The organism is Sphingobium sp. CFD-1 (genome assembly GCF_024611115.1).
In the GTDB taxonomy this organism is placed as follows: Bacteria; Pseudomonadota; Alphaproteobacteria; order Sphingomonadales; family Sphingomonadaceae; genus Sphingobium; species Sphingobium baderi_A.
This window is the reverse complement of the sequence record NZ_CP084398.1, coordinates 409,530-435,000: the sequence shown is the minus strand read 5'-3', so window position 1 is coordinate 435,000 and position 25,471 is coordinate 409,530. Positions and strand designations below refer to the sequence as shown.

Annotated in this window: 29 protein-coding genes (1 of these 29 running past the window's edge); 13 read left to right on the top strand and 16 right to left on the bottom strand. The window is 63.0% G+C overall.

Features of this window, described 5'->3' with window-relative positions:
- From LDB26_RS02195 to cobU, 4 genes are all read left to right on the top strand, one after another.
- A protein-coding gene (locus LDB26_RS02195; RefSeq protein ID WP_257540115.1) for a TonB-dependent siderophore receptor crosses the window boundary here: on the top strand, positions 1–1,576 show its 3' portion. The gene continues 353 nt to the left of window position 1, outside the view; the window shows 1,576 of its 1,929 coding nt (coding positions 354–1,929); the start codon falls outside the window, past its left edge; it ends in the stop codon at positions 1,574–1,576.
- Positions 1,576–1,983 (top strand): DUF1636 domain-containing protein, encoded by a 408-nt coding sequence (locus tag LDB26_RS02190; protein ID WP_257540113.1) that lies wholly within the window; start codon positions 1,576–1,578, stop codon positions 1,981–1,983. Before LDB26_RS02195 ends, LDB26_RS02190 begins: the two co-directional genes overlap by 1 nt.
- A complete protein-coding gene (gene cobT / locus LDB26_RS02185; RefSeq protein WP_257540111.1) occupies positions 1,980–2,996 on the top strand; it encodes a nicotinate-nucleotide--dimethylbenzimidazole phosphoribosyltransferase in 1,017 nt (338 codons plus the stop codon). The genes LDB26_RS02190 and cobT overlap by 4 nt, the downstream gene beginning before the upstream one ends.
- Positions 2,997–3,076: 80 nt before the next feature.
- Positions 3,077–3,535: a bifunctional adenosylcobinamide kinase/adenosylcobinamide-phosphate guanylyltransferase gene (gene cobU / locus LDB26_RS02180; RefSeq protein WP_231746461.1), complete on the top strand. Its 459-nt coding sequence runs from the start codon at positions 3,077–3,079 to the stop codon at positions 3,533–3,535.
- Here the strand turns inward: cobU and LDB26_RS02175 are convergent.
- Positions 3,489–4,550 carry a helix-turn-helix transcriptional regulator gene (locus tag LDB26_RS02175; RefSeq protein WP_156415234.1) on the bottom strand — a complete coding sequence of 354 codons (1,062 nt, stop codon included), beginning with the start codon at positions 4,548–4,550 and terminating at the stop codon, positions 3,489–3,491. The genes cobU and LDB26_RS02175 overlap by 47 nt on opposite strands.
- An 88-nt stretch (positions 4,551–4,638) precedes the next feature.
- Here LDB26_RS02175 and cysD point away from each other — a divergent pair, with 88 nt between their 5' ends.
- The 3 genes from cysD (at position 4,639) to LDB26_RS02160 (ending at position 8,326) form a co-directional block, all read left to right on the top strand.
- A complete protein-coding gene (cysD, locus tag LDB26_RS02170) occupies positions 4,639–5,568 on the top strand; it encodes a sulfate adenylyltransferase subunit CysD (RefSeq protein WP_062063451.1) in 930 nt (309 codons plus the stop codon).
- Positions 5,569–5,682: 114 nt separating this feature from the next.
- Positions 5,683–7,596, top strand: a complete 1,914-nt coding sequence (gene cysN / locus LDB26_RS02165) for a sulfate adenylyltransferase subunit CysN (protein WP_257540109.1) — start codon at positions 5,683–5,685, stop codon at positions 7,594–7,596.
- Positions 7,597–7,696: 100 nt separating this feature from the next.
- A complete protein-coding gene (locus LDB26_RS02160) occupies positions 7,697–8,326 on the top strand; it encodes a 5'-methylthioadenosine/S-adenosylhomocysteine nucleosidase (RefSeq protein ID WP_257542228.1) in 630 nt (209 codons plus the stop codon).
- Here LDB26_RS02160 and LDB26_RS02155 read toward each other — a convergent pair.
- The 4 genes from LDB26_RS02155 to petA all read right to left on the bottom strand — a co-directional run bounded on the left by LDB26_RS02155 (position 8,304) and on the right by petA (position 11,651).
- Positions 8,304–8,840: an adenine phosphoribosyltransferase gene (locus tag LDB26_RS02155; protein WP_257540107.1), complete on the bottom strand. Its 537-nt coding sequence runs from the start codon at positions 8,838–8,840 to the stop codon at positions 8,304–8,306. The genes LDB26_RS02160 and LDB26_RS02155 overlap by 23 nt on opposite strands.
- Before the next feature lie 76 nt (positions 8,841–8,916).
- Positions 8,917–9,765: a cytochrome c1 gene (locus LDB26_RS02150; RefSeq protein ID WP_257540104.1), complete on the bottom strand. Its 849-nt coding sequence runs from the start codon at positions 9,763–9,765 to the stop codon at positions 8,917–8,919.
- A gap of 15 nt (positions 9,766–9,780) precedes the next feature.
- Entirely contained in the window at positions 9,781–11,073 is a 1,293-nt protein-coding gene (locus LDB26_RS02145; protein WP_062063442.1) for a cytochrome b/b6, read from the bottom strand.
- Between the two features lie 11 nt (positions 11,074–11,084).
- Positions 11,085–11,651: a ubiquinol-cytochrome c reductase iron-sulfur subunit gene (gene petA / locus LDB26_RS02140; RefSeq protein ID WP_062063440.1), complete on the bottom strand. Its 567-nt coding sequence runs from the start codon at positions 11,649–11,651 to the stop codon at positions 11,085–11,087.
- 207 nt (positions 11,652–11,858) lie between these two features.
- Here petA and LDB26_RS02135 point away from each other — a divergent pair, with 207 nt between their 5' ends.
- Genes LDB26_RS02135 through LDB26_RS02125 form a run of 3 tightly spaced genes read left to right on the top strand, consistent with a single transcriptional unit; the run spans position 11,859 to position 13,755 of the window.
- Positions 11,859–12,317: a tRNA (cytidine(34)-2'-O)-methyltransferase gene (locus tag LDB26_RS02135; protein WP_257540102.1), complete on the top strand. Its 459-nt coding sequence runs from the start codon at positions 11,859–11,861 to the stop codon at positions 12,315–12,317.
- Positions 12,314–13,165 (top strand): oxygen-dependent coproporphyrinogen oxidase, encoded by an 852-nt coding sequence (hemF, locus tag LDB26_RS02130; RefSeq protein ID WP_257540100.1) that lies wholly within the window; start codon positions 12,314–12,316, stop codon positions 13,163–13,165. Before LDB26_RS02135 ends, hemF begins: the two co-directional genes overlap by 4 nt.
- 5 nt (positions 13,166–13,170) lie before the next feature.
- A complete protein-coding gene (locus tag LDB26_RS02125; protein WP_062063435.1) occupies positions 13,171–13,755 on the top strand; it encodes a GNAT family N-acetyltransferase in 585 nt (194 codons plus the stop codon).
- A 13-nt stretch (positions 13,756–13,768) separates the two neighbouring features.
- On the opposite strand, the gene LDB26_RS02120 is transcribed toward LDB26_RS02125, so the two are convergent.
- A complete protein-coding gene (locus tag LDB26_RS02120; RefSeq protein ID WP_062063433.1) occupies positions 13,769–14,557 on the bottom strand; it encodes a hypothetical protein in 789 nt (262 codons plus the stop codon).
- Between the two features lie 77 nt (positions 14,558–14,634).
- On the opposite strand from LDB26_RS02120, the gene lipB reads away from it, so the two are divergent.
- The 3 genes from lipB (at position 14,635) to LDB26_RS02105 (ending at position 16,501) form a co-directional block, all read left to right on the top strand.
- The gene (gene lipB / locus LDB26_RS02115; RefSeq protein WP_257540097.1) at positions 14,635–15,327 is read left to right on the top strand and encodes a lipoyl(octanoyl) transferase LipB; all 693 of its coding nucleotides are present in this window, start codon (positions 14,635–14,637) and stop codon (positions 15,325–15,327) included.
- Between the two features lie 81 nt (positions 15,328–15,408).
- Positions 15,409–15,711 (top strand): hypothetical protein, encoded by a 303-nt coding sequence (locus tag LDB26_RS02110; RefSeq protein ID WP_257540095.1) that lies wholly within the window; start codon positions 15,409–15,411, stop codon positions 15,709–15,711.
- Between the two features lie 100 nt (positions 15,712–15,811).
- The gene (locus LDB26_RS02105) at positions 15,812–16,501 is read left to right on the top strand and encodes a hypothetical protein (RefSeq protein ID WP_062063427.1); all 690 of its coding nucleotides are present in this window, start codon (positions 15,812–15,814) and stop codon (positions 16,499–16,501) included.
- Positions 16,502–16,511: 10 nt separating this feature from the next.
- On the opposite strand, the gene queE is transcribed toward LDB26_RS02105, so the two are convergent.
- From queE to LDB26_RS02055, 10 genes are all read right to left on the bottom strand, one after another.
- Positions 16,512–17,159: a 7-carboxy-7-deazaguanine synthase gene (queE, locus tag LDB26_RS02100; protein WP_062063425.1), complete on the bottom strand. Its 648-nt coding sequence runs from the start codon at positions 17,157–17,159 to the stop codon at positions 16,512–16,514.
- A gap of 12 nt (positions 17,160–17,171) precedes the next feature.
- Positions 17,172–17,864 (bottom strand): 7-cyano-7-deazaguanine synthase QueC, encoded by a 693-nt coding sequence (gene queC, locus LDB26_RS02095; protein WP_257540093.1) that lies wholly within the window; start codon positions 17,862–17,864, stop codon positions 17,172–17,174.
- A gap of 47 nt (positions 17,865–17,911) precedes the next feature.
- Positions 17,912–18,313: a hypothetical protein gene (locus tag LDB26_RS02090; protein ID WP_257540091.1), complete on the bottom strand. Its 402-nt coding sequence runs from the start codon at positions 18,311–18,313 to the stop codon at positions 17,912–17,914.
- Between the two features lie 157 nt (positions 18,314–18,470).
- Positions 18,471–19,376: an Hsp33 family molecular chaperone HslO gene (locus tag LDB26_RS02085; RefSeq protein ID WP_257540089.1), complete on the bottom strand. Its 906-nt coding sequence runs from the start codon at positions 19,374–19,376 to the stop codon at positions 18,471–18,473.
- A 100-nt stretch (positions 19,377–19,476) separates the two neighbouring features.
- Entirely contained in the window at positions 19,477–20,406 is a 930-nt protein-coding gene (argF, locus tag LDB26_RS02080) for an ornithine carbamoyltransferase (protein WP_062063417.1), read from the bottom strand.
- A gap of 102 nt (positions 20,407–20,508) precedes the next feature.
- Entirely contained in the window at positions 20,509–21,708 is a 1,200-nt protein-coding gene (locus LDB26_RS02075) for an aspartate aminotransferase family protein (protein ID WP_257540087.1), read from the bottom strand.
- A 153-nt stretch (positions 21,709–21,861) separates the two neighbouring features.
- Positions 21,862–22,257, bottom strand: a complete 396-nt coding sequence (gene fliS, locus LDB26_RS02070) for a flagellar export chaperone FliS (RefSeq protein ID WP_062063413.1) — start codon at positions 22,255–22,257, stop codon at positions 21,862–21,864.
- A 17-nt stretch (positions 22,258–22,274) separates the two neighbouring features.
- On the bottom strand, positions 22,275–23,684 hold the full coding sequence (gene fliD / locus LDB26_RS02065; RefSeq protein WP_257540085.1) for a flagellar filament capping protein FliD: 1,410 nt from the start codon (positions 23,682–23,684) through the stop codon (positions 22,275–22,277).
- A 93-nt stretch (positions 23,685–23,777) separates the two neighbouring features.
- Positions 23,778–24,248, bottom strand: coding sequence for a hypothetical protein (locus tag LDB26_RS02060; protein WP_257540083.1), 471 nt, complete (start codon positions 24,246–24,248; stop codon positions 23,778–23,780).
- 89 nt (positions 24,249–24,337) lie between these two features.
- The gene (locus LDB26_RS02055) at positions 24,338–25,471 is read right to left on the bottom strand and encodes a flagellar biosynthesis protein FlhB (protein WP_257540080.1); all 1,134 of its coding nucleotides are present in this window, start codon (positions 25,469–25,471) and stop codon (positions 24,338–24,340) included.

Genomic DNA, 25,471 nt, shown 5'->3' with positions numbered 1-25,471 from the left:
CACAGCTGGCGGCTATGGCTTTTCGAACCTGTTTGCCGACGACATCGCCCGGATCGAGATATTGCGCGGGCCGCAATCGATCCTGTGGGGCAGCGACGCCATCGGCGGCGTGGTCAATGTCCAGACGGCGCGCGCCACCAAGGCGCTGGAGGGCAGCTTTTCCTTCGAAGGCGGATCGCGCGACACGATCAATGCCCGCGCGGCAGTGGGCGGCACCAGCGACCTGATCGACTGGCGCGTGTCGGGATCGACTTTCTCCACCGACGGCATATCCGCCCGGTCCAGCGGCACCGAGGATGACGGCTATCGCCGCCGCGCGGCAAGCGGCACGGCCACCGTGCGGCTGTCATCCGAAATCTCGGTGGACCTGCGCGGCTATTGGGTGAAAGGGCGCAATGATTTCGACGGCTTCGCGGGCGACACGCCTGAATATGGCGCAACGGAGGAATGGACGCTTTATGCCGGATTGAATGCGGTGCTGCTCGATGGACGCTTCACCAACCGCCTCGCCATTCTGCAAAGCGAAACGGATCGCGAGAATTTCAATCCCGCCCGCGCAATACGGCCCATGAATTTCGACGCGCATGGTCGCGTGCGCCGCTATGAATATCAGGGCACTTTGAAGCCGTCCGACATGGTCCAGATCGTCTTCGGCGCGGAACGGGACGAACAGCGGATGACCACCGCTTCCCCGAATGACAGCGCCGCGCCCTATGTGCTGACGCCTTACCGCACCGATACCAACAGCCTCTATGGCGAAATCCGCCTCACGCCCATTGCGGGCGTAACGCTGAACGGAGGCGTGCGCCGGGACCATAACAGCCGTTTCGGCAACAACACGGTTTTCAGCGGCGGGGCGGTCTGGTCCCTACATGAAGGAAATACCGTGCTGCGGGCCAGCTATGACGAAGGGTTCAAGGCTCCTTCGCTCTATCAGCTTTTCAGCGACTATGGATCGGCCGGTCTGCGCCCCGAAAAGGCGAAGGGCTGGGAAGTCGGATTTGAACAGGCGATGGGTAAGATTGCGCGTCTGTCCGCCACCTGGTTCGAGCGCGATACCGACAATCTGATCGACTTCTCTTACTGCCCGAGCGACGTGCCCTCCAATTGCTATATTCCCGGCACGACGGTCGAACGCTTCGGCTATTATGCCAATGTGAAGAAGAGCCACGCCAAGGGGATCGAACTGTCCGGCTCGCTGGAATGGCGGGGCCTGTTCGCGAACACCAATTATAGCTGGATCAAGGCCGAGGACCGGACGATCGGCAGCACCTATGGCCGCCAGCTTCAGCGTGTTCCCCGGCATATGGTGAACGGCGAGCTAGGCTATCTCTTCCCCTTCAATCTGAAGGCCAGCGTGGCGGTCCGCTATTCGGGTGAGACTTATGATCGGGCTACGGGCACATTCAAGCTGGACGATTACTGGCTGACCGATCTGCGCGCCGACTGGCAGGTGCTGTCGGGCTTGGCGCTCTATGGCCGGGTCGAGAATCTGTCGGACAAGCATTATGAAACGGCAAGCGGCTATGGCAGCCTGGGCCGCAGTTTCTATGCCGGCATCCGAAGCCGCTTCTGATGCTGAAGCCGGTCGAAACGGGCGCGGCCGTGGTCGTATGCAATACCTGCCGCCTCTCGCCCGACCGGCGCGAGGATGAAGACGGGCGGCGCGGTGGCGCGCTGCTCGTCGACGCATTACGGCGCGTGCAGGAAAAGGAGCCTGCCCTCGCCGGGGTCGCGGTGCAGGAAATGCCCTGCCTCTTCGCCTGCCAGCGCCACTGTGCCGTCCATATCCGCGCGCCGGGCAAGGTCGGCTATGTGCTGGGCGACTTCGCGGCGGATGAAACGGCGGCGCGGGCGATCCTCACCTATGCGGCGCTTCACGCCCAAAGCGCGGAAGGCGTCGTGCGCTATGCCGACTGGCCCGAAGGCGTGAAGGGCCATTTCATTACTCGTATGCCGCCGGAAGGATTTGTCTGCTCATGATCCATTTTCCTGAACGGGCCGCGTTCGAAGCCGCGCTCCACACACTGCCTTCACCCGATCATCTGGCGATCGAAGCGGCGGCGGCGCGGCAGGGCCAGCTTACCAAACCGCCCGGATCGCTAGGACGGCTGGAGGAGATCGCGTTGTTCATGGCCGGATGGCAGCGCACGGCCCGACCTCGAATCGATACCATTCGGGCAGCCGTCTTCGCGGGCAATCACGGCGTGGCGGCGCAAGGGGTCAGCGCTTTTCCGCCCGCCGTCACGGCGCAGATGGTCGCCAATTTTCATGCAGGCGGCGCGGCCATCAATGCGCTGGCGCGTGCCTGCGGAGCCGCGCTTTGCGTGGTGCCGCTGGATCTGGACCGCCCCACCGGCGACATCAGCATCAAAGCGGCGATGAGCGAGGCCGAGTGCCTTGAGGCGTTGAACGCCGGAGCGGCGGTGGTGCGCGCCAACATCGACCTCTTGTTCGTCGGCGAAATGGGGATCGGCAATACGACCCCGGCAACGGCGCTGTGCGCGCAGGCTTTCGGTGGCAGGGCAAGCGATTGGGTCGGACGCGGCTCGGGCGTCAACGATGCCGGGATCGCCCGTAAGGAGCAGGCCGTCACCCGTGCCCTTGCTCTCCACGGCGCAGCTTGCGACGGGCCTTTCGAAATGCTGCGACGCCTGGGCGGGCGGGAAATCGCGGCCATCGCCGGGGCGATATTGGCGGCCCGCATGGAGGGTGTTCCGGTGTTGCTGGACGGCTTTATCTGCTGCGCCGCCATCGCGCCGCTTGCGGCGACGGCGCCTGCCTTCACCGATCATTGCCTGGCCGCGCATTGCTCGGCGGAAGGGGGCCATGCCCGCCTGCTGGAACATCTGCGCCTTCGCCCCCTGCTCCACCTCGACATGCGGTTGGGGGAAGGATCGGGCGCGGCGGTCGCGGCGCAGATCGTGCGATGCGCGCTGGCGACGCATAACGAAATGGCTACCTTCGCCGAAGCCTCCGTGTCAGGCGCATTGTGAACGGCATAGCCTCCGCCGCACGCAGCCTGCTGGTGCTGGGCGGCGCCCGGTCGGGGAAAAGTCGCTACGCGCAGGCGCGGATGGAGCGGATGGGCGGCACATTTGCCTTCATCGCGACGGCGCAGGCCCATGACGCGGAAATGGAGGAGCGCATCGCACGCCACCGCGCCGACCGGGACAGTCGCTGGATCACCATCGAAGCGCCGGTCGATCTGGCAAGCGCCATTGCCGCCGCCGCGCGCAAGGCGGACGCCGTGCTCGTCGATTGCCTGACCCTCTGGCTTTCCAATCTGCTGCTGGCGGGAAAAGACATAAGGAGCGCCAGCGCGGCGCTGGAAGAGGCTATCATCGCCTCGCCCCTACCCGTCGTGCTGGTCGCCAATGAAGTGGGTCTTGGCATCGTCCCCGATAATGCGCTCGCTCGGCGGTTCCGGGATGAAGCGGGATGGCTCAATCAGAAGTTGGCGCGCCTCTGCGATGAGGTCGCGCTCGTCACTGCGGGCCTTCCGATAGTTCTGAAGTCGCCGCTTTCTCCATGATGCTGCTCGAAAGAAGGCGGATCAGGTCCGCCTGTCCACGCACGTCCATCTTGCCGTAGATGCGTTTGGAATAGTTGCGGGCCGTTTCGATCGTGAGGCCCAGAAGCCTGGCGACCTCCGCTATGCTTGCGCTGTCCGCCATCCGCGCGGCAAACCTTGCCTCGCTGGGCGTCAAGGAAAACAGATCGGAAAGGATCGACGCGCTCACGCCTCTTCCTTCCCCATGCGGCAGAGCGCGAATGCGGATGAGGCAGCGGACGGTTGCGAAAGCCCGTTCCACGCCATCGGGCGGCGGCATCACCAGCATCTGCATGGGCGGATCATGCCACAACCATTCGGCGCGATGCGAAACCGGCCCGGCATTCCCTATCGCCTGCTCCAGCAGCTTGGCCGCTTCAGGAAGAAGCAGGCGCAACCGCCCGTCCGGCGCCCGGCCCATGATTTTTCCCTGGGCGATCAGCATCGCGGTCTCGCTGTCGCAATCCAGCAGATGCGCCTGTGCATCGACCAAAATCCAGCCACCGCCAAGCAGCGCCAATTCCCCTTCGGTCACGGCGATGTGGCCGCCTTCCCGTTCCAGCCGGCCCCATGTCCTCCCGGCGATGGCAAGATGGGGGGCAAGGCTCGCCAGCAGTGCCGAATCGCTCGCGCTGAAATCACCGTCCTCGCGAAAGACGGAAAGACACAGGTCGCCCACATCCGTCAGCCCGAGCCGCATATGCCGTGCTGCAGGGGAATGGGCATCTTCCAGTTCCGTGCCCGAATAGACGCGCCCCGGCCGCATCCGATCCCAGGGCGGCTCGGGCGGCACGAATCCCGGCGACACATGCCGGTCACGCATTTGCGCCGCGAGCATCCAAGCCTCTCCACCAACTGGGCGCAGCATGAGTTGGGCGACGTCCGCCTCAGCACGCGCGAGCAGGCGAAGCAAGAAAAGCCGCCATGGCTCCTCCCCCAAAACACCACCGTAAAGCGCCGTCAGAAGCTCATTTTCATCCGTCCGCGTCAGAACCACGGAAAATACCTCCCATATGGGAGGTGTGTTCGCATCACGGACGTTTATGTCAAGCGTCACCTTATCTTGAAGGAAAGATGCCGGCCCCATGACGACAGCTACCGGACAACTGGACGCCACTCGCCTGACACATTTGGAACGCCTGGAGGCAGAGAGCATACATATATTGCGGGAGGTGGTGGCAGAAGCCGAACGCCCCGTGATGCTCTATTCTGTGGGCAAGGACAGCGCAGTGATGCTGCATCTGGCGAAGAAGGCTTTTTACCCTTCGCCCCCGCCCTTTCCGCTGCTGCATGTCGACACGACCTGGAAGTTCCGGGCGATGTACGATTTGCGCGACAAGGCCGCGAAAGATGCGGGCATGGAACTGCTCGTCTATCATAATCCGGAGGCGAAGGAGCGCGGGATCAACCCGTTCGACCATGGCCCGCTGCATACCGACATGTGGAAGACCGAAGGGCTGAAGCAGGCGCTTGACCTTTATGGCTTCGACGCGGCTTTTGGCGGCGCGCGACGCGACGAGGAGAAGAGCCGGGCGAAGGAACGCATCTTCTCCTTCCGCACCGCCAGCCACCGCTGGGATCCCAAGGCTCAGCGCCCGGAACTCTGGCATCTCTACAACGCCCGCAAGAGCAAGGGCGAATCGATGCGGGTGTTCCCGATCTCCAACTGGACCGAACTGGATATCTGGCAATATATCCACCTCAACAATATCGAGATCGTGCCGCTCTATTTCTCCGCGCCGCGCCCGACCGTGGAGCGCGACGGCATGCTCATCATGGTGGATGACGACCGATTCCCGCTCCGGCAGGGCGAAGAACCGGTGATGCGCTCGATCCGCTTTCGTACGCTGGGCTGCTACCCGCTGACTGGCGCTGTGGAAAGCGAAGCGGCGACGCTTCCGGAAATCATCCAGGAAATGCTGCTCACCACCACCAGCGAACGGCAGGGCCGCGTCATCGACAAGGATGGCGGTGACGCTTCCATGGAGAAGAAGAAGCAGGAAGGGTATTTCTGACGCGAACCCCGTTCGCCTGATCCCGGCGCTGGCCGGAATCGGATAGCCCAAGCCGCACCCCTACCCCAAAACCAACGAGATGCCGGCCTTGGTCCGGCTGACGGGACAGACATCATGACCGACACCGTTGCAGACCCCATTTACCGCACCGACGCCCTGATCGCCGAGGATATCGACAAATATCTGGACGTGCATCAGCACAAGACGATGCTGCGCTTCATCACCTGCGGGTCGGTGGATGACGGCAAATCGACCCTGATCGGGCGGCTGCTCTACGATTCGAAGATGATCTTCGAGGATCAGCTCGCCGCACTGGAAGCCGACAGCAAACGCGTCGGCACACAGGGGCAGGAAATCGACTTCGCGTTGCTGGTCGACGGCCTCGCCGCGGAGCGGGAACAAGGCATCACCATCGACGTCGCCTATCGCTTCTTCGCGACGGAAAAGCGCAAGTTCATCGTCGCCGACACGCCCGGCCACGAACAATATACGCGCAACATGGTGACAGGGGCATCGACCGCCGACCTTGCCGTCATCCTGATCGACGCGCGCAAGGGCGTGCTGGTGCAGACCCGGCGGCACAGCTACCTTGCCCACCTGATCGGCATCCGCAACATCGTGCTGGCAGTCAACAAGATGGATCTGGTCGATTACGACCAGGCCGTGTTCGACGCCATCGTGAAGGATTATGCGGAGTTCGCGCAATCGATCGGCATCGACAATTTCGTCGCCATGCCGATCTCGGGCTTCAAGGGCGACAATATCACCGGTCCCAGCGCCAACACGCCCTGGTATACCGGCCCTGCACTGATGGAGCATCTGGAGACGGTGGAAGTCGACGCCACCGTCGACATCGCCAAGCCCTTCCGCATGGCGGTGCAATGGGTGAACCGGCCCAATCTCGACTTCCGGGGTTTCTCCGGCCTCATCTCCGCCGGGACGATCCGGCCGGGCGATGTCGTCCGCGTTCTGCCTTCGGGCAAGACCAGCACGGTCACGCGAATCGTGACGCTGGACGGCGATCTGGAGCAAGCGGTGGCGGGCCAGTCGGTGACGCTCTGCTTTGCCGATGAAATCGACTGTTCGCGCGGAGACGTGATCGCCATTGCCGATGATCCGGTGCAGACCGCCGACCAGTTCGAGGCGACCGTCGTCTGGATGGATGAGAATGAACTGCTTCCCAGCCGTCCCTATTGGCTGAAAATCGGCACGCAGACTGTCACCGCGACCATTCAGCAGCCCAAATATCAGGTCAACGTCAACACGATGGAGCATCTGGCGGCCAAGACGCTGGACCTTAATGCCATCGGTGTCGCCAATCTGTCGACCGACCGCCCTATTCCGTTCGAACCCTATACGCAGAACCGCGATCTGGGCGGGTTCATCCTGATCGACAAGATGACCAACGCCACCGTGGCGGCTGGCATGATCCACTTCTCGCTGCGCCGCGCGGACAATGTCCATTGGCAGGCGACGGACGTGACCCGCGAGCATCATGCCCAGGTTAAGAACCAGAAGCCCGCTGTGCTGTGGCTAACGGGTCTGTCGGGCGCGGGCAAATCGACCATCGCCAATCTGGTGGAAAAGAAGCTGGCGCGGATGAATCGCCACACCTTCCTGCTGGACGGTGACAATGTGCGTCACGGCCTCAACAAGGATCTGGGTTTCACCGACGCCGACCGGGTGGAAAATATCCGCCGCGTGGGCGAGGTCGCGAAACTGATGACGGACGCGGGCCTCATCGTCATCACCGCCTTCATCTCGCCCTTCCGCGCCGAGCGCGACATGGTGCGCCAGATGATGCAGCCCGGCGAATTTGTCGAAGTCCACATCGACACGCCGCTGGCGGAAGCAGAGAAGCGCGACGTCAAGGGCCTCTACAAGAAGGCGCGGTCAGGCCAGCTCAAGAACTTCACCGGCATCGACAGCCCCTATGAGCCGCCTGCCAACCCCGAAATCCACGTCGACACCACCAGCATGACCGCGGAAGAGGCTGCGGAAGAAATCATTCGGAAACTCATCCCTTAAAATCATGTGCCGGCATGACGATGCGCTGCCTGGAGCAAAACCAGGTGGCGCATCGTCATGAAAGCGGTTCCTACTTCTCGGCCGAAGCGGAGAATCTGTGATGCCATGTTGTGAGACGATCGCGAATCGGCGCGTGCTGTTCGTGATGGCGGCAGAGCAGGAATATGGCCCTCATCTGCGCCGCCGCTTCACGCCGCTGATGACCGGCGTTGGCCCGGTGGAGGCCGCGATGGCAACCGGCATTGCCCTTCATACGCTCGATCAACGGCACGGCCTGCCGGACCTCGTCATATCGCTGGGGTCAGCGGGATCGCGGATTTGCCGGCTGGGTGAAGTCTATCAGGTTCTCAGCGTTTCGTGGCGCGACATGGATGCGTCGCGCATCGGCATTGCCAAGGGCGTGACGCCTTTTCTCGATCATCCGGTCGACATGCCGTTGACGACCCCTTTGTCCTTGCAAACTGCGCGCCTTTCCACGGGAGCCAATATCGTGGGTGGGGAGGGCTATGCCGCGATCGACGCGGACATGGTCGACATGGAAACCTTTGCGATCGCCCGGGCCTGTCAGCGTTTTGAAGTGCCCTTGATGGGACTGCGCGGCATTTCCGATGGCCCGGGAGAACTCAGCGGCATATCGGGCTGGACGCAGTTGCTCTCCTTGTTGGACGAACGTCTTGCCGAAGCAGTCGATCTGCTGGCCGAGACGCTTAGTGGCCCGCGAAAGCCATGATGGCCGCCGTGGCGACGCCATCTGCCTCCAACGCCAGCCTGCCGCCCAGATCGGGAAGATCGATGGCGAAGATGGCCATCAGCACGTTTGCGCCCTGTTCCCGGAGCAGTTGCGCCGCTGCCTGAGCCGTCCCACCGGTCGCGATCAGATCGTCGACCAACAATACGCGCGCGCCCCGCGGCACCTGTCCTTCGTGCAATTCCAGTCGATCGGCGCCATATTCAAGCACATAATCGATGCCGACCGTGCGTCCCGGCAGCTTTCCCGCCTTACGCACGGGCACTAATCCCTTGCCCAGCGCGTGAGCCAGCGCCGCCGCGAGAATGAAGCCACGCGCTTCCACCCCAACCACCAGATCCGGGTCGAGCGGTTCCACAATCCGCGCCATATGATCGACCAGTTCCCGAAAACCCGCTCCGTCCGCCAGCAGGGTGGTGATGTCGCGGAACTGGATGCCCGGCTTGGGGAAATCCGCAATGGTGCGAACCAGGGCGGTCAGGCTGTCGATGCTCATCTGTTCCTCACATGAAAAAGGGCGCGGCCCCTGCGGACCGCGCCCCTGAACATTCAAACGCCCTGGCGTTCCGCCATCAGGCCGCCTTCTTCTTGTCCGCCCAGATGTTCTGATAGGACATATAGGCGAGGCCGGTGGCGATCAGCAGGAAGATGATCGTCGCCAGGCCCGCGCGGCGGCGGTTTTCGAGCTTCGGTTCCGCCGTCCAGCTCAGGAAAGCCGCAACGTCCTGCGACATCTGGTCCACCGTCGACTTGGTGCCGTCGCCATAGGTTACCTGGCCCTCAGCCGTCAGCGGCGGCGCCATGGCAAGGTTCAGGTTGGCGAAATAGGGGTTGTAATGCAGCCCTTCCGGCGTCTTGGCATCCGGGAACTCCTTGAGCAGTTCGGCCGGTTGCGACTGGAAACCCGTCAGCAGCGAATAAACATAGGCGGAACCATGATGGCGGGCCTTGGTCATCAGCGACAGATCCGGCGGGATCGCATTGTTGTTCGCCGCGGCCGCTGCGACATTATTCGCGAAGGGCTTGGGGAAATAATCCGCCGGGATCGGATCGCGGGTCGACATTTCACCCGTCTTGGGATCGACGTCGGGGGTCTTGATCGCCCACTGCTTGGCGATCGCCTTGATCTCCGCCTCGTTATAGCCAATGCCCTTCAGATCGCGGAAAGCGACATAGTGCAGGCTGTGGCAGGCCGAGCAGACTTCCTTGAAGACCTGGAAACCACGCTGAAGCTGCGCCTGGTCGTACTTGCCGAAAGGCCCGTCGAACGAAAAAGACACATGCTTGGGACTCCGGTGGAATTCATGCTCCACCGTCTTGGCCGGCGGGTCGGTGACAAAGGCCACCGCGCCCACCAGAAAAGAGATCAGCAGCCAGCCAGCGAAAAAGAGGCCGACGAGAAATGCGCCGATGCGAACCATGGTTGTATCTACCCCTTATTCGGCCGGGACCGCGGCGGTTTCGCCGTCGGCATGGCCATATTTCGCAAGGACCGCCTCGGTGATCGAGTTCGGCAGCGGCAGCGGCTTTTCAAAGCGCGAGATCAGCGGAAGGATGATCAAGAAGTGGGCGAAATAATAAGCCGCCGCGACCTGAGAGATCATCACATAGGGTTCCGCCGCCGGAGCACCGCCGCAATAGCCCAGGATCAGCACGTCGATGACGAGTATCCAGAAGAACTTCTTGAAGGTCGGACGATAGCTGCCCGAACGCACCGGCGAGGTATCCAGCCAGGGCAGGAAGAACAGCAGCAGGATCGACGCGAACATCGCGAGCACACCCAGCAGCTTCGCCGGAATGAAGAAGAAGTCCACGGTGAAGGCGCGCAGGATCGCATAGAAGGGCCAGAAATACCATTCCGGCACGATATGCGCGGGCGTCGAAAGCGGGTTTGCTTCGATATAATTGTCCGGGTGGCCGAGATAGTTCGGCGCATAGAACAGCAGGACCGCGAAAAGGATCAGGAACACGCCCGCCCCGAAACCGTCCTTCGCCGTATAATAGGGGTGGAAAGGAACGGTGTCCTGCGGCCCCTTCACTTCCACGCCGGTCGGATTCGAGGAACCCGGAATGTGCAGCGCCCAGATATGCAGGATCACGACCGCCGCGATCACGAAGGGCAGCAGGAAGTGCAGCGAGAAGAAGCGGTTGAGCGACGCGTTACCGGGCGCAAAACCACCCAGCAGCCAGGTCTGGATCGGCTCGCCCACGACGGGGATCGCACCGAACAGGCCAGTGATGACCTTCGCGCCCCAATAGCTCATCTGCCCCCAGGGAAGCACATAGCCCATGAAAGCGGTCGCCATCATGAGCAGGAAGATGACGAGGCCGAGCAGCCACACCATTTCGCGGGGCGCCTTGTAGGAACCGAAATAGAGGCCGCGGAAGATGTGGAGATAGACCACGATGAAGAAGAAGCTCGCGCCGTTCGCGTGGGCATAGCGCATCAGCCAGCCCGCGTTCACGTCACGCATCGTCTGTTCGACGGTGCTGAAAGCGACCAGCGTGTTCGCGCCATAGTGCATGGCCATGACAACGCCGGTGACGATCTGAATCACCAGCGCGAGGCCGGCGAGGACACCGAAGTTCCAGAAATAGTTGAGGTTGCGCGGGACCGGATAACCGGCGCCCACCGCGTTGTAGACGAGGCGCGGAAGCGGCAGCTTCTCGTCGACCCACTGCATCAGCGGATGCTTGGGAGTGTAATGCTCAGCCCAGGGAAAGCTCATCGTTTCTTACCTCAGCCTACAAGAATGGCAGTGTCGGAAGTGAAGCTGAACTTCGGCACTTCCAGGTTCTTGGGCGCGGGGCCCTTACGAATGCGGGCCGCGGTGTCATAGGACGAACCGTGGCAGGGGCAGAAATAGCCGCCATATTCGCCGCGATTCTCACCCTCGCCCGCGCCCAGCGGCACACAGCCCAGATGGGTGCACACGCCCATGGTGATAAGCCACTGCTTCTTGCCGTCGACGGTGCGTTCTTCCAGCGTCTGCGGATCGCGCAGGGTGGAAATATCGACCTTGTCGGCTTCAGCTATTTCCTTGTCCGTCAACTGACGCACGAACAGGGGCTGCGACCGGAAGGTCGTCTTGATCGCCTGTCCCGGCTGAATCGCCGAAAGATCGACTTCCGTCGATGCCAGCGCGAGCACGTCGGCGCTGGGATTCATCTGATCGATCAGCGGCAGGACGACGACAACCGCGCCGACCCCCGCAAAGCTCACCGCGGCGATGTTGATAAAATCGCGGCGGCGCACTCCGTCTCCGCCGGCTTGTATTTCGCCGTCCGTATGTTCAACGCTCGCCATGCACCTCAACCCTTGCAAGAACGTCCCTGATCCCGCCGCATTGCCGTCTCCGGCCCTGATTATCAAGGAATTTGGGTGCCTATAAAGCGACGGCCCCCGCTTTCCCCCTAGCGTGTTCGCGGGCCTGATAACCTCAGGGAGCGCATTTTGCCAACAGCAATTTGGACATGGCTATGACAATTTGCCCTGCTGCTTTATGCGCGCGGCATGCGTATCGCCCTTTATCAGCCCGAGATTGCGGGAAATGTCGGCGCCATTTTACGGCTTGCCGCCTGTTTTTCCGTGCCAGTGGACATCATCATGCCGACCGGATTCGCCTTTTCCGATTCTCGCCTGAAGCGCGCCGCGATGGATTACGGCGCGGCGGCGGAGGTCACGCGCCATGCGAATTTCGAAGCCTTCGACGCCCTGCGCCGCTCTGAAGGCCGCCGCCTGATCCTCATGAGCAGCCACGCATCGCAGCGCCTGCCCGACGTCGCCTTTCAGGAGGGCGACGTCCTGCTGATGGGATCGGAAAGCGCGGGCGTGCCGGTTGCGGTGCGCGACATGGCCGATATTCGCGTGCGTATTCCGATGGCGCCGGGATTTCGATCCTTGAACATCGCCGTTTCGACGGGCATCGCGGTGGCCGAAGCCCTACGCCAGACTGGAAAGTTTCCGCAATGACATTGACGCTCGATCCCAAACAGCAATCCGCCCGCGACTGGTTCGAATCGCTGCGAACCCGCATCTGCGAGCAGTTCGAGGCCATCGAGCGGGAAGCGGGAAGCGATGCGCGCTTCGTTTTCACCCCTTGGGATCGCGAAGCACCGGGCCTTGTTGCGGGCGAGGGCGGCGGCGGCGTGCGCGGCGTGATGAAAGGCAAGGTGTTCGAGAAGGTCGGCGTCAACGTATCCACTGTCAGCGGCGCTTTTGCTCCCGAATTCGCAAAGACGATCCATGGGGCAGACGACGATCCCGCCTTTTTCGCGACGGGCATCAGTCTGGTTGCTCATATGGCCAACCCGCATGTGCCCGCCGTTCATATGAACACGCGCTATCTGGTGACGGCCAAAAGCTGGTTCGGCGGCGGCGCGGACCTCAACCCGCCCTTGCCGCGCGAGGAGGATACGGCCCATTTCCATAATGTGCTCAAGGCCGCCTGCGATGCCCATGACCCGGACTATCACCCACGGTTCAAGGCATGGGCGGACGATTATTTCTTCATCCCGCATCGCGGCGTGCACCGGGGCGTTGGCGGTATCTTCTACGATCATCTGGAGGGCGATTTCGATGCCAATTTCGCCTTCACCCGTTCTGTGGGAGAGGCTTTTCTGGAAGCCTTCGCGCCCATCGTGCGGCGGCGGATGCACGAAAGCTGGTCGGAAGAAGAATATCGCACGATGCTGGAATGGCGGGGACGCTATGCCGAATTCAACCTCGTCCACGATCGCGGCACGCTGTTCGGCCTCAAGACCGGCGGCAACATCGACGCGATTCTGATGAGCCTGCCGCCCATGGCAAGCTGGAGCTGAAGCCCATGAGCCTGACGCCCGTGGCGAAAGGACAGGTCGCGGCCATCGTCACCCATCTGGAAATGCGCGAACGGCCAATGCCCGCCCCCATCCCGCCCGCTCCGCTGCGGCTGGCGCCGTGGAAAGAGCCTGGACTGGATGCCTATCGGACGCTGTTCCGCCGGATTGGCACGCCCTGGCTCTGGTTTTCGCGGCTGGTGATGGATGACGCCGCGCTGGCCGCCATCATCCACGATCCGGCCGTGTCCATTTATGCGGTGACGGACCCGCGCGGCGTGGAAGTGGGCCTGCTGGAACTGGATTTTCGGTCGCTGCCCGATTGCGAACTCGCCTTTCTAGGCCTCATACCCGGCCTCAACGGCAAGGGGTTTGGCCAATGGCTGATGATGCAGGCCAAGGCGCTGGCATGGCGCAAGGATGTGGAGCGTTTATGGGTGCACACCTGCACGCTCGACAGCCCCGCGGCGTTGGGCTTCTACCAGAAACACGGCTTCCGCCCCTTCGCACGGGAGGTGGAGATTTTCGCCGATCCGCGCCTGGCCGGCATATTGCCTCGCGATGCAGCGCCGCAGGTGCCGCTGCTGGACTGACGCGGAGGGGCGCTTATGCCCCCTCCAGCTGGCGATAGATGCGCGCGGTGAACACCATCAGATAGACGTTCGCAGCCCCCGCCGCGAGGGCGACGGCGATGTCGCTGACCGATCTTCCGCCTTCCTGCCCCAGAATCAGCGTGCCGACGATGCCGAATATCGACTGCACGGCGATCTGGACCACCAGAATCAGCATCATCGAAACGAGGATGAAGGCCCCCAGTCGCCCGGCCTGCCCCCGCGTCAACGACAGCGTCTGCCTGAGCGCGGCCATCACTCCCTGCCGATGATCGATGACAAGGGCGCTGAGCGGCAACATTCGTGCGCTGACATAGAGCATCGCCGCCAGCATCAGCGCGGCGGCAAGGATCAGCCCGCCCACCTTGCCGATCGCGACCGACAGCAGACCGCCGATCATCGCCGCGCCGAACAGGACGAACATGAGCGCAATACCGACAAGCACAGACGCGCCCAATATCACCGGCAGCCGCTTGATGGCGAGGCGGATCGCCTCCGCCACGCTGATGCCCGGTCGCAACGCCAGCGCATAGACCGCGAGCGATCCAATCAACATGACGATCCCAGCCACGATCATCGCAATCTTCACCGTCCCGGGCAGCGGCGGCAGCGAAGCCAGCGTCTGGCCCGGCGCCATCCGCATATAGTCTGGCGGGATCATCAGTTGCAGGATGGCCATCGGCACAGACAGGAACAACAGGGCGACGGGAAACAACAGGCTCCCTTCGCGCTTGATGAAAGCCAGGCTGTCTTCCCATGCCTTGCCGATCGACAATGCCGCCATATCTTTATGCCTTCATCCCTTGCGCGAAAATGCGCTGGAGACTTGATCGCTCGCTTCGCGCAAGTCAAGGAAACGCCATGACCGCCCCCTCTCCTTTTCCGTCCGTGTCCGAAGCAGCCGGCCGCGTCGAATGGCGCGCCGAAACCGCACAGGTGGATTATCCCGAAGCCTTGGCGGACATGGAGGCGCGCGCCGCCGCGATCTTCGCCGGGGAAGCGAAGGAGCGCATATGGCTGCTTCAACATCCCCCGCTCTATACGGCGGGAACGAGCGCCGATCCGGCCGAACTGATCGATCCGCGGTTTCCCGTTCACGCTGCGGGCCGCGGAGGCCGCTACACCTATCACGGGCCGGGCCAGCGTATCGGCTACCTCAACATCGACCTGCGCGACCGTGGGCGGGACGTGCGAAATTTCGTCCATCATCTTGAAGGATGGATGATCGCGGCGCTCGCTGATCTGGGTATCTCCGCGCGGCGGGCGGAAGGCCGCATCGGCATCTGGACGAACGATGAGCACGGCCGGGAAGCAAAGATCGGCGCTCTGGGCATCCGTGTGCGCCGCTGGATCACGCTCCATGGCTTTTCCATCAACGTCGATCCCGACCTGTCGCATTTTGGCGGCATCGTGCCGTGCGGGATCAGCGAATATCCGGTCACAAGCATGGCCGCGCTGGGCTGCAAGGCTGGAATGGCGGAACTGGATGCTGCGCTAAGGGCTCATTTCCCTGCATTTCTCGGTCATCTGGGCCGGTGCGGCACGGGGGGTTGAGCAATATTGAACGGGCCGTTAGGGTCGCCGCTTTGCCGGGCGGGGGGCTGCCGGGCTTAGCCATTGAACAAGGAGACCCGGATGCATGCCACGGCAAAAATCCTCATTAAAGCCGTCCTTTTGAGCGGCTGCGCCACCCTCATAGGATGCGGCGGCGGGGATAAGGGCGGCAACGCCGTGCAGATGAAGGATATGGAAGTGATCGACGGCACCGCGACCGACGCGATGACCGATCTGGATGGCGTCCAGAGCGAGGGCACCGCCACCGTCATGCCGGCCGGAAATGCGAGCAATGAAAGCGTCGCTACGGCCAGGCCCGACAGGAAAAAGGAAGAGACCGGCGAATCAGCCGATCAGGGCGCCGAAGTGGTCGCCGACCAATAAGGGCGTGGCAAACGGACACAAGATGCAGGCGAACCTCGCAAAGCTAGTGACCAGTGCCATGCGGGGTGATATTCCGCCCTTCTTCGGAGAAGGATTTTAGATGACGTTCCGCTTTGCCACACGCCACCTGCTTTCAGGCCTCGCCATGGCCGCCGCCATGGCGGTCCAGCCCGCCGCCGCCCAGTTCTACTGGTCGCCCCCGGACCTGAGCGCGCCACCCCTGACCGACGATCAGGCCGCTACCGCCTTGGGCCTGCCAGGCGCCACGGCTGCGGAAATCCGCGCGGGTCTGGTGTGGAATCTGCGCGCGGCGCTGAATGTCGCCGCCCTGCAATGCCAGTTCGAGCCGACGCTCCTCGCGATCAGCAATTATAATGCGATGATCGCCCATCATGACGCGGAACTCGACGCGGCGATGGCGACGGTGCTGGGCTATTTCCAGCGGACCGTAGGCAAGGGCAAGCCGGGCCAGTCGGCCGCCGACCAATATGGCACCCGCATCTATTCCGGTTATTCGACGGTTCAGGCGCAGCGCGGATTCTGTCAGGCTGCCGGTGAAGTCGGGCGGCAGGCAATCTTCGCGGATCGCGGCAAGCTGCATGAAGTGGCGCGCAGCGGCCTGCCATCCATCAAGAAATCCCTGATCCTGGCAAGCGATCAATATTATGGCGATCCGGGCCGCAGCTATTCGCTATCGCTGCCCTCGCTCGATGCCAAGTGCTGGAAAAAGGGCAAGCTGACGCCCGCCTGCCAGCAGCAATGGGAAGCCGGGACGAACGCACGGCCCTGACGAAACGGTCTCAACGCAGGCCCAGATATTTGTGGGACTGGAGCGTCAGCCGCCAGCGCGGGCGCTCCATCACAAAGGCGATGGCGGCTTTGACATTGTCCGCCGCCGCCGCATCGTCGAGCGGCTGGACCAGCAGATGACCGAACGCCCATTGCTCCATGGCGTCGACCTCTTCCACGGAATGGCCCGCGCCCGGCTGCGGCCATACAAGCTTTAGCTCATCGCCACTTTTCTGGACGACATCACTGCCGGCCTTGGGGCTGATGCAGACCCAGTCGATTCCCGGATGGACCGGCAAGGTTCCATTGCTTTCTATCGCAATGGTGAAGCCACGATCGTGCAGCGCATCGACCAGGGCATCGTCGATCTGCAACATCGGCTCGCCCCCGGTCAGGACGATGTAACGCAGCGCCCGGTCCTGCCCCCAAAAATCCTGCGCGGCATCGGCGAGCGCGGCGGCGTCCGGGAATTTGCCGCCGCCTTCGCCATCGGTGCCGACGAAATCGGTATCGCAAAAGCGGCAGACGGCGTCGGCCCGGTCACGTTCGCGGCCGGTCCAGAGGTTGCATCCGGCAAAACGCAGGAACACGGCCCGGCGTCCGGCATGCACCCCCTCTCCCTGGAGGGTCAGGAACATTTCCTTGACCGCATAGCTCATCGCATGAAGCCTTCAGGGCCGCATCGCATAATGGGTGGGGTCGGCCAGACCCGCTTCCTGAAAACCCTTGGCCCGCAACCGGCAGCTATCGCACAGGCCACAGTGCTGGCCGTTGGGCGCGGGATCATAGCATGACCAGCTCATCCCCGCATCCAGCCCCAGCCGATGGGCTTCCCGCACGATGTCCGCCTTGCTCATATGCTGAAGCGGTGTGTTGATGCGAACGGGTTTGCCTTCCACGCCCGCTTTGGTGGCCAGCGTCGCCATCTTCTGGAACGCATCGATAAATTCCGGGCGGCAGTCGGGATAACCGGAATAATCCAGCGCGTTCACGCCGATGAATACATCGTTCGCGCCCGCTGCCTCGGCCAGTCCCAGTGTCAGCGAAAGAAATATGGCGTTGCGGGCCGGAACATAGGTGACGGGAATATCGGCCCCCACGCCTCCTTTGGGCACCGCGATGTCGGCTGTCAGCGCCGACCCGCCAAAAGCGGTCAGGTCCAGCGGCAGGACGATGTGGGACATCGCATTCAACGCCTTTGCGATACGCGCCGCCGCGCGCAGTTCCACGCGATGCCGCTGATTATAATCAATCGTCAGCGCCAGCACATGATAACCCGCCTCGCGAGCCAGCCCGCCGGCAACCATTGAATCCAGTCCTCCCGAAAGCAGGACGACGGCGAATTTTCCTTTATTTGCGACCATGGCGTGATGCGCTAACGCCCCATCCCCGCACGCGCAAGCCCGGCTTCCTAGCGGCAGGCGCCAATGCGACGAGCTTCCATGACCCGTGCAAAAGGCGCGCCGTTCGCCACGCCTTGCGATCGAATCTGCACCAGCCGCGGCGTTTCGACGCGCACGTCGGTGCGTCCTCCGCCGCCCGCCGCGCAGTCATAAGTGACCGATGCTGCGGCAGGTTCATCTTTCACGGTGAAGAAGCGGCATTGGTGGCGGGCATGTTCCGTCTGGAGGAGCTGACGCGGATCGCGCACGCAGATCCGGCGCTTTCCTTCATCCTTCTCCAGCGCGCGCAATTCCCATTCGCCCGGCTGCACCGTATCGAGCGCGACCAGCCGTTGCGGCTTTGCCGCGGCCGTTCCTGCCGCCATCATCAACGTTCCCACAATGATCGCACGCAACCACATCGTCACCATAGATCCTCAATAGCCCCGCTACGCATCGTCGGCAAACAGCCGGCCGCCTTCCCACTTCTCCAGATAAGCGGAATAGTGCCCAATTGCGGCAATTTGATAGCGCAGGAAGGATGGCCCTGCCCCAATGTGGGACATGGTCCTGCCCTGATCGAGCGGATCAGTGCCGGGTGAAACTATCGAGCGCGAGCGGGAACAGGCGCGAGCAAAAGGCGCAATCGACGCCGATCACCCCGCATTCGTCCGCCATTTCCGCGCGCTCCTGCTCGGAAAAACGGCCAATGACGTCGCGGATATGGTCCAGGTCGCAACGGCATCCCTTGGCCAGGACAGAGCTTTCCGTCACGCGCACCTCCTGCTCCTCATGGAACAGCCGCCAGAGCATATCCGTCAGCGGAAGCATGTCGTCCGTCAGTTCTTCGTCCTTCAACGTTATCGCCAGCGCCTGCACATGCTCCCATTCGGGATGATCGTGCCGCACATGCAGCCGCTCGCGGCCGACTTCGCCTTCGGGCAGGTGCTGGAGCAGCATGCCCGCCGCGAAGCATCCGTCCGCCTCATGACGGGTTGCGATCTGGATGATGCTGGGAATTTGTTCGGACTGGAAGAAATAATGCTCCGCCGCCTGCGCGATCGATTCGCCATCCAGCGGCACGATGCCCTGATAACGCTCACCGGTCACCGCCTGATCGAAGGTGATGGCAAGATAGCCCTTGCCAAACAGCCCGAACAGCGTGGGGTCGGCGCCAAGTTCCGCCAGACGGTCGGCATCGAATTTGGCATAGCCTCTCAGTTCGCCCGCCTTGTAATCGGCCACCAGCAGGCTCACCACGCCATTTTCCGTCTGCGCCTGCAGCGTGAGCTGCCCCCCGGCATCCTTGAGCGTGCTGCCGAGCAGCGCCGCGAGCACCAGACCGGAGGCCAGCAGGCGCTCGATCTGCGGCGGATAGTCATGCGCGGCAAGCACATCGTTCAGCACAGGCCCGAGGCGCACGATCCGTCCGCGCACATGGCGCGAGGGAATGGTGAAACCCAGAGCTTGGTCGACATTGGCGGAAAAGGTCAAAAACGGGCTCCGATTATCGCCGCACGAACGGCGGGAGAGAAGGACGGCATCCCCGAGGGCGGGGATGAACCCCGGCTAGATAGGAATGCCGCCGCGAAACTCAACCGAGCAGGCCGAACGCCCACAGCAGGACGGATTTCTGGGCATGGATGCGGTTTTCCGCTTCATCCCAGATCAACGACTGCGGTCCGTCGATGACCTCCGCCACCACTTCCTCGCCGCGATGCGCGGGCAGGCAATGGAGGAACTTCGCGTCCGCCTTCGCCCCGGCCATCAGCGCGGGCGTCACCTGATAGGGCATCATCGCCTTCAGCTTTTCGTCCGCATGGGCCTGTCCCATGGAAATCCATGTGTCGGTGACGACGACATCGGCATCCGCCACCGCCGCCTGCGGATCGCGGGTCAGGGTGATGCGCGATCCCAGCGCCTGTGCCGCCTCCGCGAAGGACGGGTCGGGATCATAGCCTTCGGGTACGCCGATGCGGACGTCGAACTTGAGCAGGCCCGCCGCCTCCACGATCGAATGGAGCACATTATTGCCGTCGCCCAGCCACGCCCATTGGCTGCCCGGCAGGGCCAGCCCATGCTCCACCACCGTCAGCAGGTCGGCGACGATCTGGCAGGGGTGCGACAGGTCGGTCAGGCCGTTGACGACCGGAACGCTGGCATAGTGCGCCATTTCCTCGATCTTCGCATGGTCGTCCGTGCGGATCATGATCGCATCGCACATGCGGCTGAGCACGCGGGCCGTATCCGCCACTGTTTCACCGCGCCCAAGCTGGCTGGTCGCGCCGTCCAGGATCAGCGAATTGCCGCCCAGTTGCCGGATCGCCATGTCGAAGGAGACGCGCGTGCGGGTCGAATTTTTCTCGAAGATCATCGCCAGCGTCCGTCCGGCGAGCGGCGCATCCGCATCGGTCGCGCCCTTGGGCAGGGCCTTGCGTGCCGCCTTGCGGTCGATGGCGTCGGCAATCATCGCGGCGATGGCGTCGCCGCCCGCGTCGGTCAGGTTGAGAAAATGTCTGGTCATGAATAACCTCCATTCCCGTATTCCGTTCGTTTCGCGCTGGTCGGGAAACGCCGTGCAAGGCTCCTCGACGTCACGCGAAGCGAACGGATAGGGAAGATGATGTCAGGCGGCCGCCGTTTCCCCGGCAAAGCTGCGCGCACCGGCTGAAATCCGCTCGATGCATTCGGCGACGTGGCTGTCCTCGATCACCAGCGGCGGCAGGATACGCACGACATTCTGCCCCGCCGACACCGTCAGCAACCCGTGATGATCGCGCAGATGCGCCACAAAAGCGCGCGCATCATAGGCGTCCTTCATCTTGACGCCCAGCATCAGCCCCATGCCGCGCACATCCTCGAACATGCCGTCATGATTGGGGATAAGCTGCTCCAGCGCGGAACGCAGCCGCGCGCCCATCGCCTTGACGCGATCGAGGAAACCGTCCGCCAGCACTTCGTCCAGCACGGCCAGGCCCGTCGCCATCGCCAGCGGATTGCCGCCATAGGTCGAACCATGGGTGCCGAACACCATGCCCTTGGCCGCGTCCTCGGTCGCAAGGCACGCGCCCAGCGGGAAACCAGCGCCGATCCCCTTGGCCACGGCCATGATGTCGGGCCTGACGCCATATTGCTCATGCGCGAAGAAGGTGCCGGTGCGCGCATAGCCGCATTGCACTTCGTCCAGAATCAGCAGCAGCCCCTTCTCGTCGCACAGCTTACGCAGACCAGTCAGAAATTCCTGCGTCGCGGGCGTGACGCCACCTTCGCCCTGCACCGGCTCCAGCAGGAAACCGGCGGTATCGTCGTCAACGGCAGCCGTCGCGGCTTCCAGATCGTTGAACGGCACGACCGTGAAGCCCGGCAACAGCGGCTCGAACCCGTCGCGCATCTTGGGCTGGCTGGTGGCCGAAATGGTGCCCAGCGTCCGCCCATGAAAGGCATTGTCGAAGCTGACGATCTTATGCCGGTGCGCCGCGCCGTTCACATAATGATAGCGCCGCGCCGTCTTGATCGCGCATTCCACCGCTTCCGCGCCGGAATTGGTGAAGAACACCGTATCGGCAAAGGTCGCGTCGACCAGGCGCTGCGCGAATTTTTCGCCCAGCGGCATGCCGTAGAGGTTCGACGTGTGCATCAGCGTGGCGGCCTGATCCGCGATCGCCTTCACGATCCGGGGATGGCCATGACCCAACAGGTTCACGGCAATGCCGCTGGCGAAATCGAGATAGCGTTCGCCGCGTTCGCCGATCAGGTAACAGCCTTCGCCTCGCACCGGACGGACATCGCACCGGGGGTAGACGGGCATGAGCGGCGGTATCGACATGATGCTTCCCTTTCTGGGCTGATAAATATTCGTCCGGTAGACATTTGGCGAAACGCAAAAAGGCGGCCCCCGCCGGGCCGCCCTTTGCGAGAGCCGCCTATACAAGGGCGCCTGTAAAGGCGCAACCCCGCACAGGCGGACCGGATGACGGCTTCAGCCGATCTGGCCCCACGCATCCGCGATTTCATCGATCATGACGCGGGCCTGTTCGACGGCCTCGGCGTTGCGTTCCTTCGCGCCCACGAGCAACAACCGCCGCGCTTCGCGATAGATTTGGGCAAGGCCGATGGCGATGTCGCCGCCCTTGTCGAAATCGAGACTGGATTCGAGCGCGAAGAGGATGGACATGGCGCGCGCCTGCTTGTCCGACACCTTCAGCCGGTCGTTCTGCCGCTCGGCCAGCACGGTGGCTTCCAGCGCGATCAGCAGTTCGTCGAACAGGATCTTCACCAGCGCATGGGGCGTCGCGCCTTGCGTCCGCGCACCCGAATGGACGGCCGCATAGCGCCGCGCCGCCATATTGCCCGCATATCCCTGATTATAGAACATTGCCCTTGCGTCCCTGCTTAATTGTCGCTGTTGTTCCAGGAGTCGATCTGCTGTTGCAGATAGCTCTGGGTGGCCTTGAGCGCGGTCAACCGCGTTTCCATGGCCGTGTAGATTTTCGTGAGCTGCGCCTGATAATCCGTCATCTGGTCGCTCAGTTTCTCAAGCTGCGCGGATAGGTTCTTTGCCAGCGCATCATATTTGCTCTGCGCGCTGGCGAGGGGACCGTCCTTCTGCTGGATATTGTCGCGCACATTGTCCATCAGACCGGCCAGACCGGGATTGCTGCCGGATTTGACCGCCGGATTGAGCAATTGCGTGATCGCGGACGGATCGGCCGCCATCGCCTTGTCCAATGTCTTGGTGTCCAGCGTCAACGTGCCGTCGCGATTGGTCGTGACGCCCAGATCCGCCAGCGTCTTGTATGCACCGGTGGGAGACAGCGCCGCCGACGTCATCTGCGAAAGCTGGCGCTTCATGTCGCGGATGGAGGATTCGCCGTTCAGCACGCCCGCGCTGGAGGAATCGGCGCCCTTCGACGTCGCGGTGTTCAGCGCCTTCATCAGCGTGTTGTAGGCATCGACGAATTCCACCATCAGGTCGCGCATCGACGTGGTCGGCTCGGTCGTGGCCAGCGTGACGGACGTGCCCGGCGACGCCTTGTTGAGGTCGATCCGCAGATAGGGAATGGCCGTATCGACGGTGTTGGCGGCATAATGCTGCTCCACGCCGTCCAGCAGGATGATCGCATCCTGGGCCGTCGACGCGGAAGTGAAGGAAGAATTGGCGTTCGGACCCGCCTTCGACCAGGCGAATTTTTCCAGTTCGGCGGAATCGGCGCTCAGCGAGAAGTCGTTGGCCTCTCCGCTCGCGCCTTTCATCACCAGCCGCGTTCCCTGCGTATCGGTGACGAGCGAGGCGGTGACGCCGGTTCCGCTGCTATTGATGGCGCTCACCAGGTCGGCATAGGTGCTCGATGCGGTGAGGACGATATTCTTGGGCGCGCCATTGCCCACCGTCAGGGTCAGCGTGCCCGCCCCGACGAGGGCCGTGGCCGACACATTGGGGTCCGGCGCCGTCGCAAGCGTGCGACCGGAGGCAAGCTGCTGCACCTGAAGCTGCGCGGGCAGGCCCTGCGGCGTGCCGCCCGGCAGAGCGCTGACCGTCGCGACGCTGGGATCGTTGGAGGCGGGCACGCCGGAATAACCCGTGCCCGAAAGCAGGCTGTTCAGCGCATCGGCAAACGCATCGAGCGAACTGGACGCTGAAGCGAGCGCCGAAATACGCGCACTGTTCAGGCTCTGGCGGTCGGTGATGACCTTTTGCTTGGGATCGCGGGCGGCGCTCACCAGGCTGGAAACCAGCGCATTGGTGTCAATGCCCGACCCGACGCCCAGCGCTGTTGAGATACTGCTGCTAACCGAGGTCATGTGCCCGTCCTTTCAGAATGGAAGAACGGCCCTAGCGCCAAGACCTTTAGGAAAGATTTTCGTCAAGCGCCGCCCATCGGCGGCAATGGATTTTCAAACCACCGCGGACAGGATCTGATCCACCGTGCCGCGTTTCATATGCGCCTGCGCCGCATGGGCGTAGCGCGATTGATCGGCCATCCGCCGCGCGAGCATCACGGTGCTTTCCACCGCTTCCTTGCTGGCGGGCGGCAACGGCACGATGATGATCGGCGTCGGCAGCATGGCTTCGATCCGCGAGGTCGCCGCGGCCACCGAGGCGGCCGGGTCGGTCCGCATATCGGCCATGATGTCCGCGATTTCCGCATGGATGCGCGCATATTCCGCGGCGCCCGCAATCTCTTCCTCGAAGGCCGCCGGATCGCGGGCCGGCAGCGCGGGAGCGCGCCCGCGAGAGGCTGCGGCATCGCCATTGTCCGGCTTCACGGTCACGGACTGGGCGGCCGAAACGGCGGGCACGGCATTGGGCCGGGCCGATGCCCGATCCGCAGAGGATATCTCGCTCTTCGACAGATAGTCGCTCATGACGCACATCCTAATGCGTCCCCATGAAGGGAATACGGATGATCGCGGCTAAACTTTAATTCACCATATCGCGTTTTTTTGCCGGCCTGTCACATCTTCTGCCCGTCTGCGTCGAAACGCAGGTCGTCGGGCACGGTGATGAAGGGCCGGTCCATTTCGCTCGCCATGCGGTTTTCCACGCGGAAAACGAAGGCCAATACGGTCGCGACCGCCATATATAGCCCTTCATTGATGACCTGCCCGGCCCGCGACGTGAAGTAGACAGCGCGCGCCAGTTCGGGAAATTGCATGACGGGCACGCCATTTTGATCGGCCAGTTCGCGGATGGCGGCCGCGATGGCGTCACAGCCGCGCGCCACGACGATGGGCGCTGGGTCTTCGCCCGGCTTGTAGCGCAGCGCGACGGCGAAATGGGTCGGGTTGGTGATGATGACGCTGGCTTCGGCCACGGCCTGACGAGTCGACCCGTTCAGCACCTCATATTGCTTGCGGCGGATATGCCCCTTGAGTTCGGGCGATCCTTCGCTTTCCTTGTTCTCGTCCTTCAAGTCCTGCTTCGACATGGCGAGACGCTTGCCCCGCTGGAAGATCTGCGCGGGCACGTCGATCCCCGCGATCAGAAACAGCCCGCCCGCCATGATGAGGCAGGTCATGATAAACATGTCGCCCAGGCTCGACATGGCGGGCGCGACGCCAGCCTTGCCCAGCCCGACTATAGCCGTCAGCCGGTCCCAGATCACCCACGCGCCGATCGCGCCGAGCAAGCCGACCTTCGCCATGGATTTCATCAATTCGATAAGCCCGTTGACGCCGAACATGCGCTTGAGGCCCGATGCCGGATTGAGCTTCGACGCCTTGGGCGCGAACGCTCCCGGCCGAAACCCCAGCGATCCCAGCAGCGCGGGCGCGGCGATGGCGGCGATCAGCGTCGCCAGCAATATGCCGCCCACCGGGAGCGCGATCCCCGACAGCAGCGCCATACCCCGGTCGGCGGGCGCGAAGTCGACAATATCCTCCCGCCGGAAACGCAGCGCTTCGATCAGCATGTGCGACAAAGCCTCGACAAGCGAAGGCCCCATCACCGCCAGCCAGCCGATTCCCGCCATCACCACCAGCGCGGTTCCCAGCTCGCGGGACTGGAGGATGTCGCCCTTCTTGGCGGCGTCCTGCAATTTCTTCTGTGTCGGCTTTTCGGTCTTTTCGCCGCTATTGCCCTCCGCCAT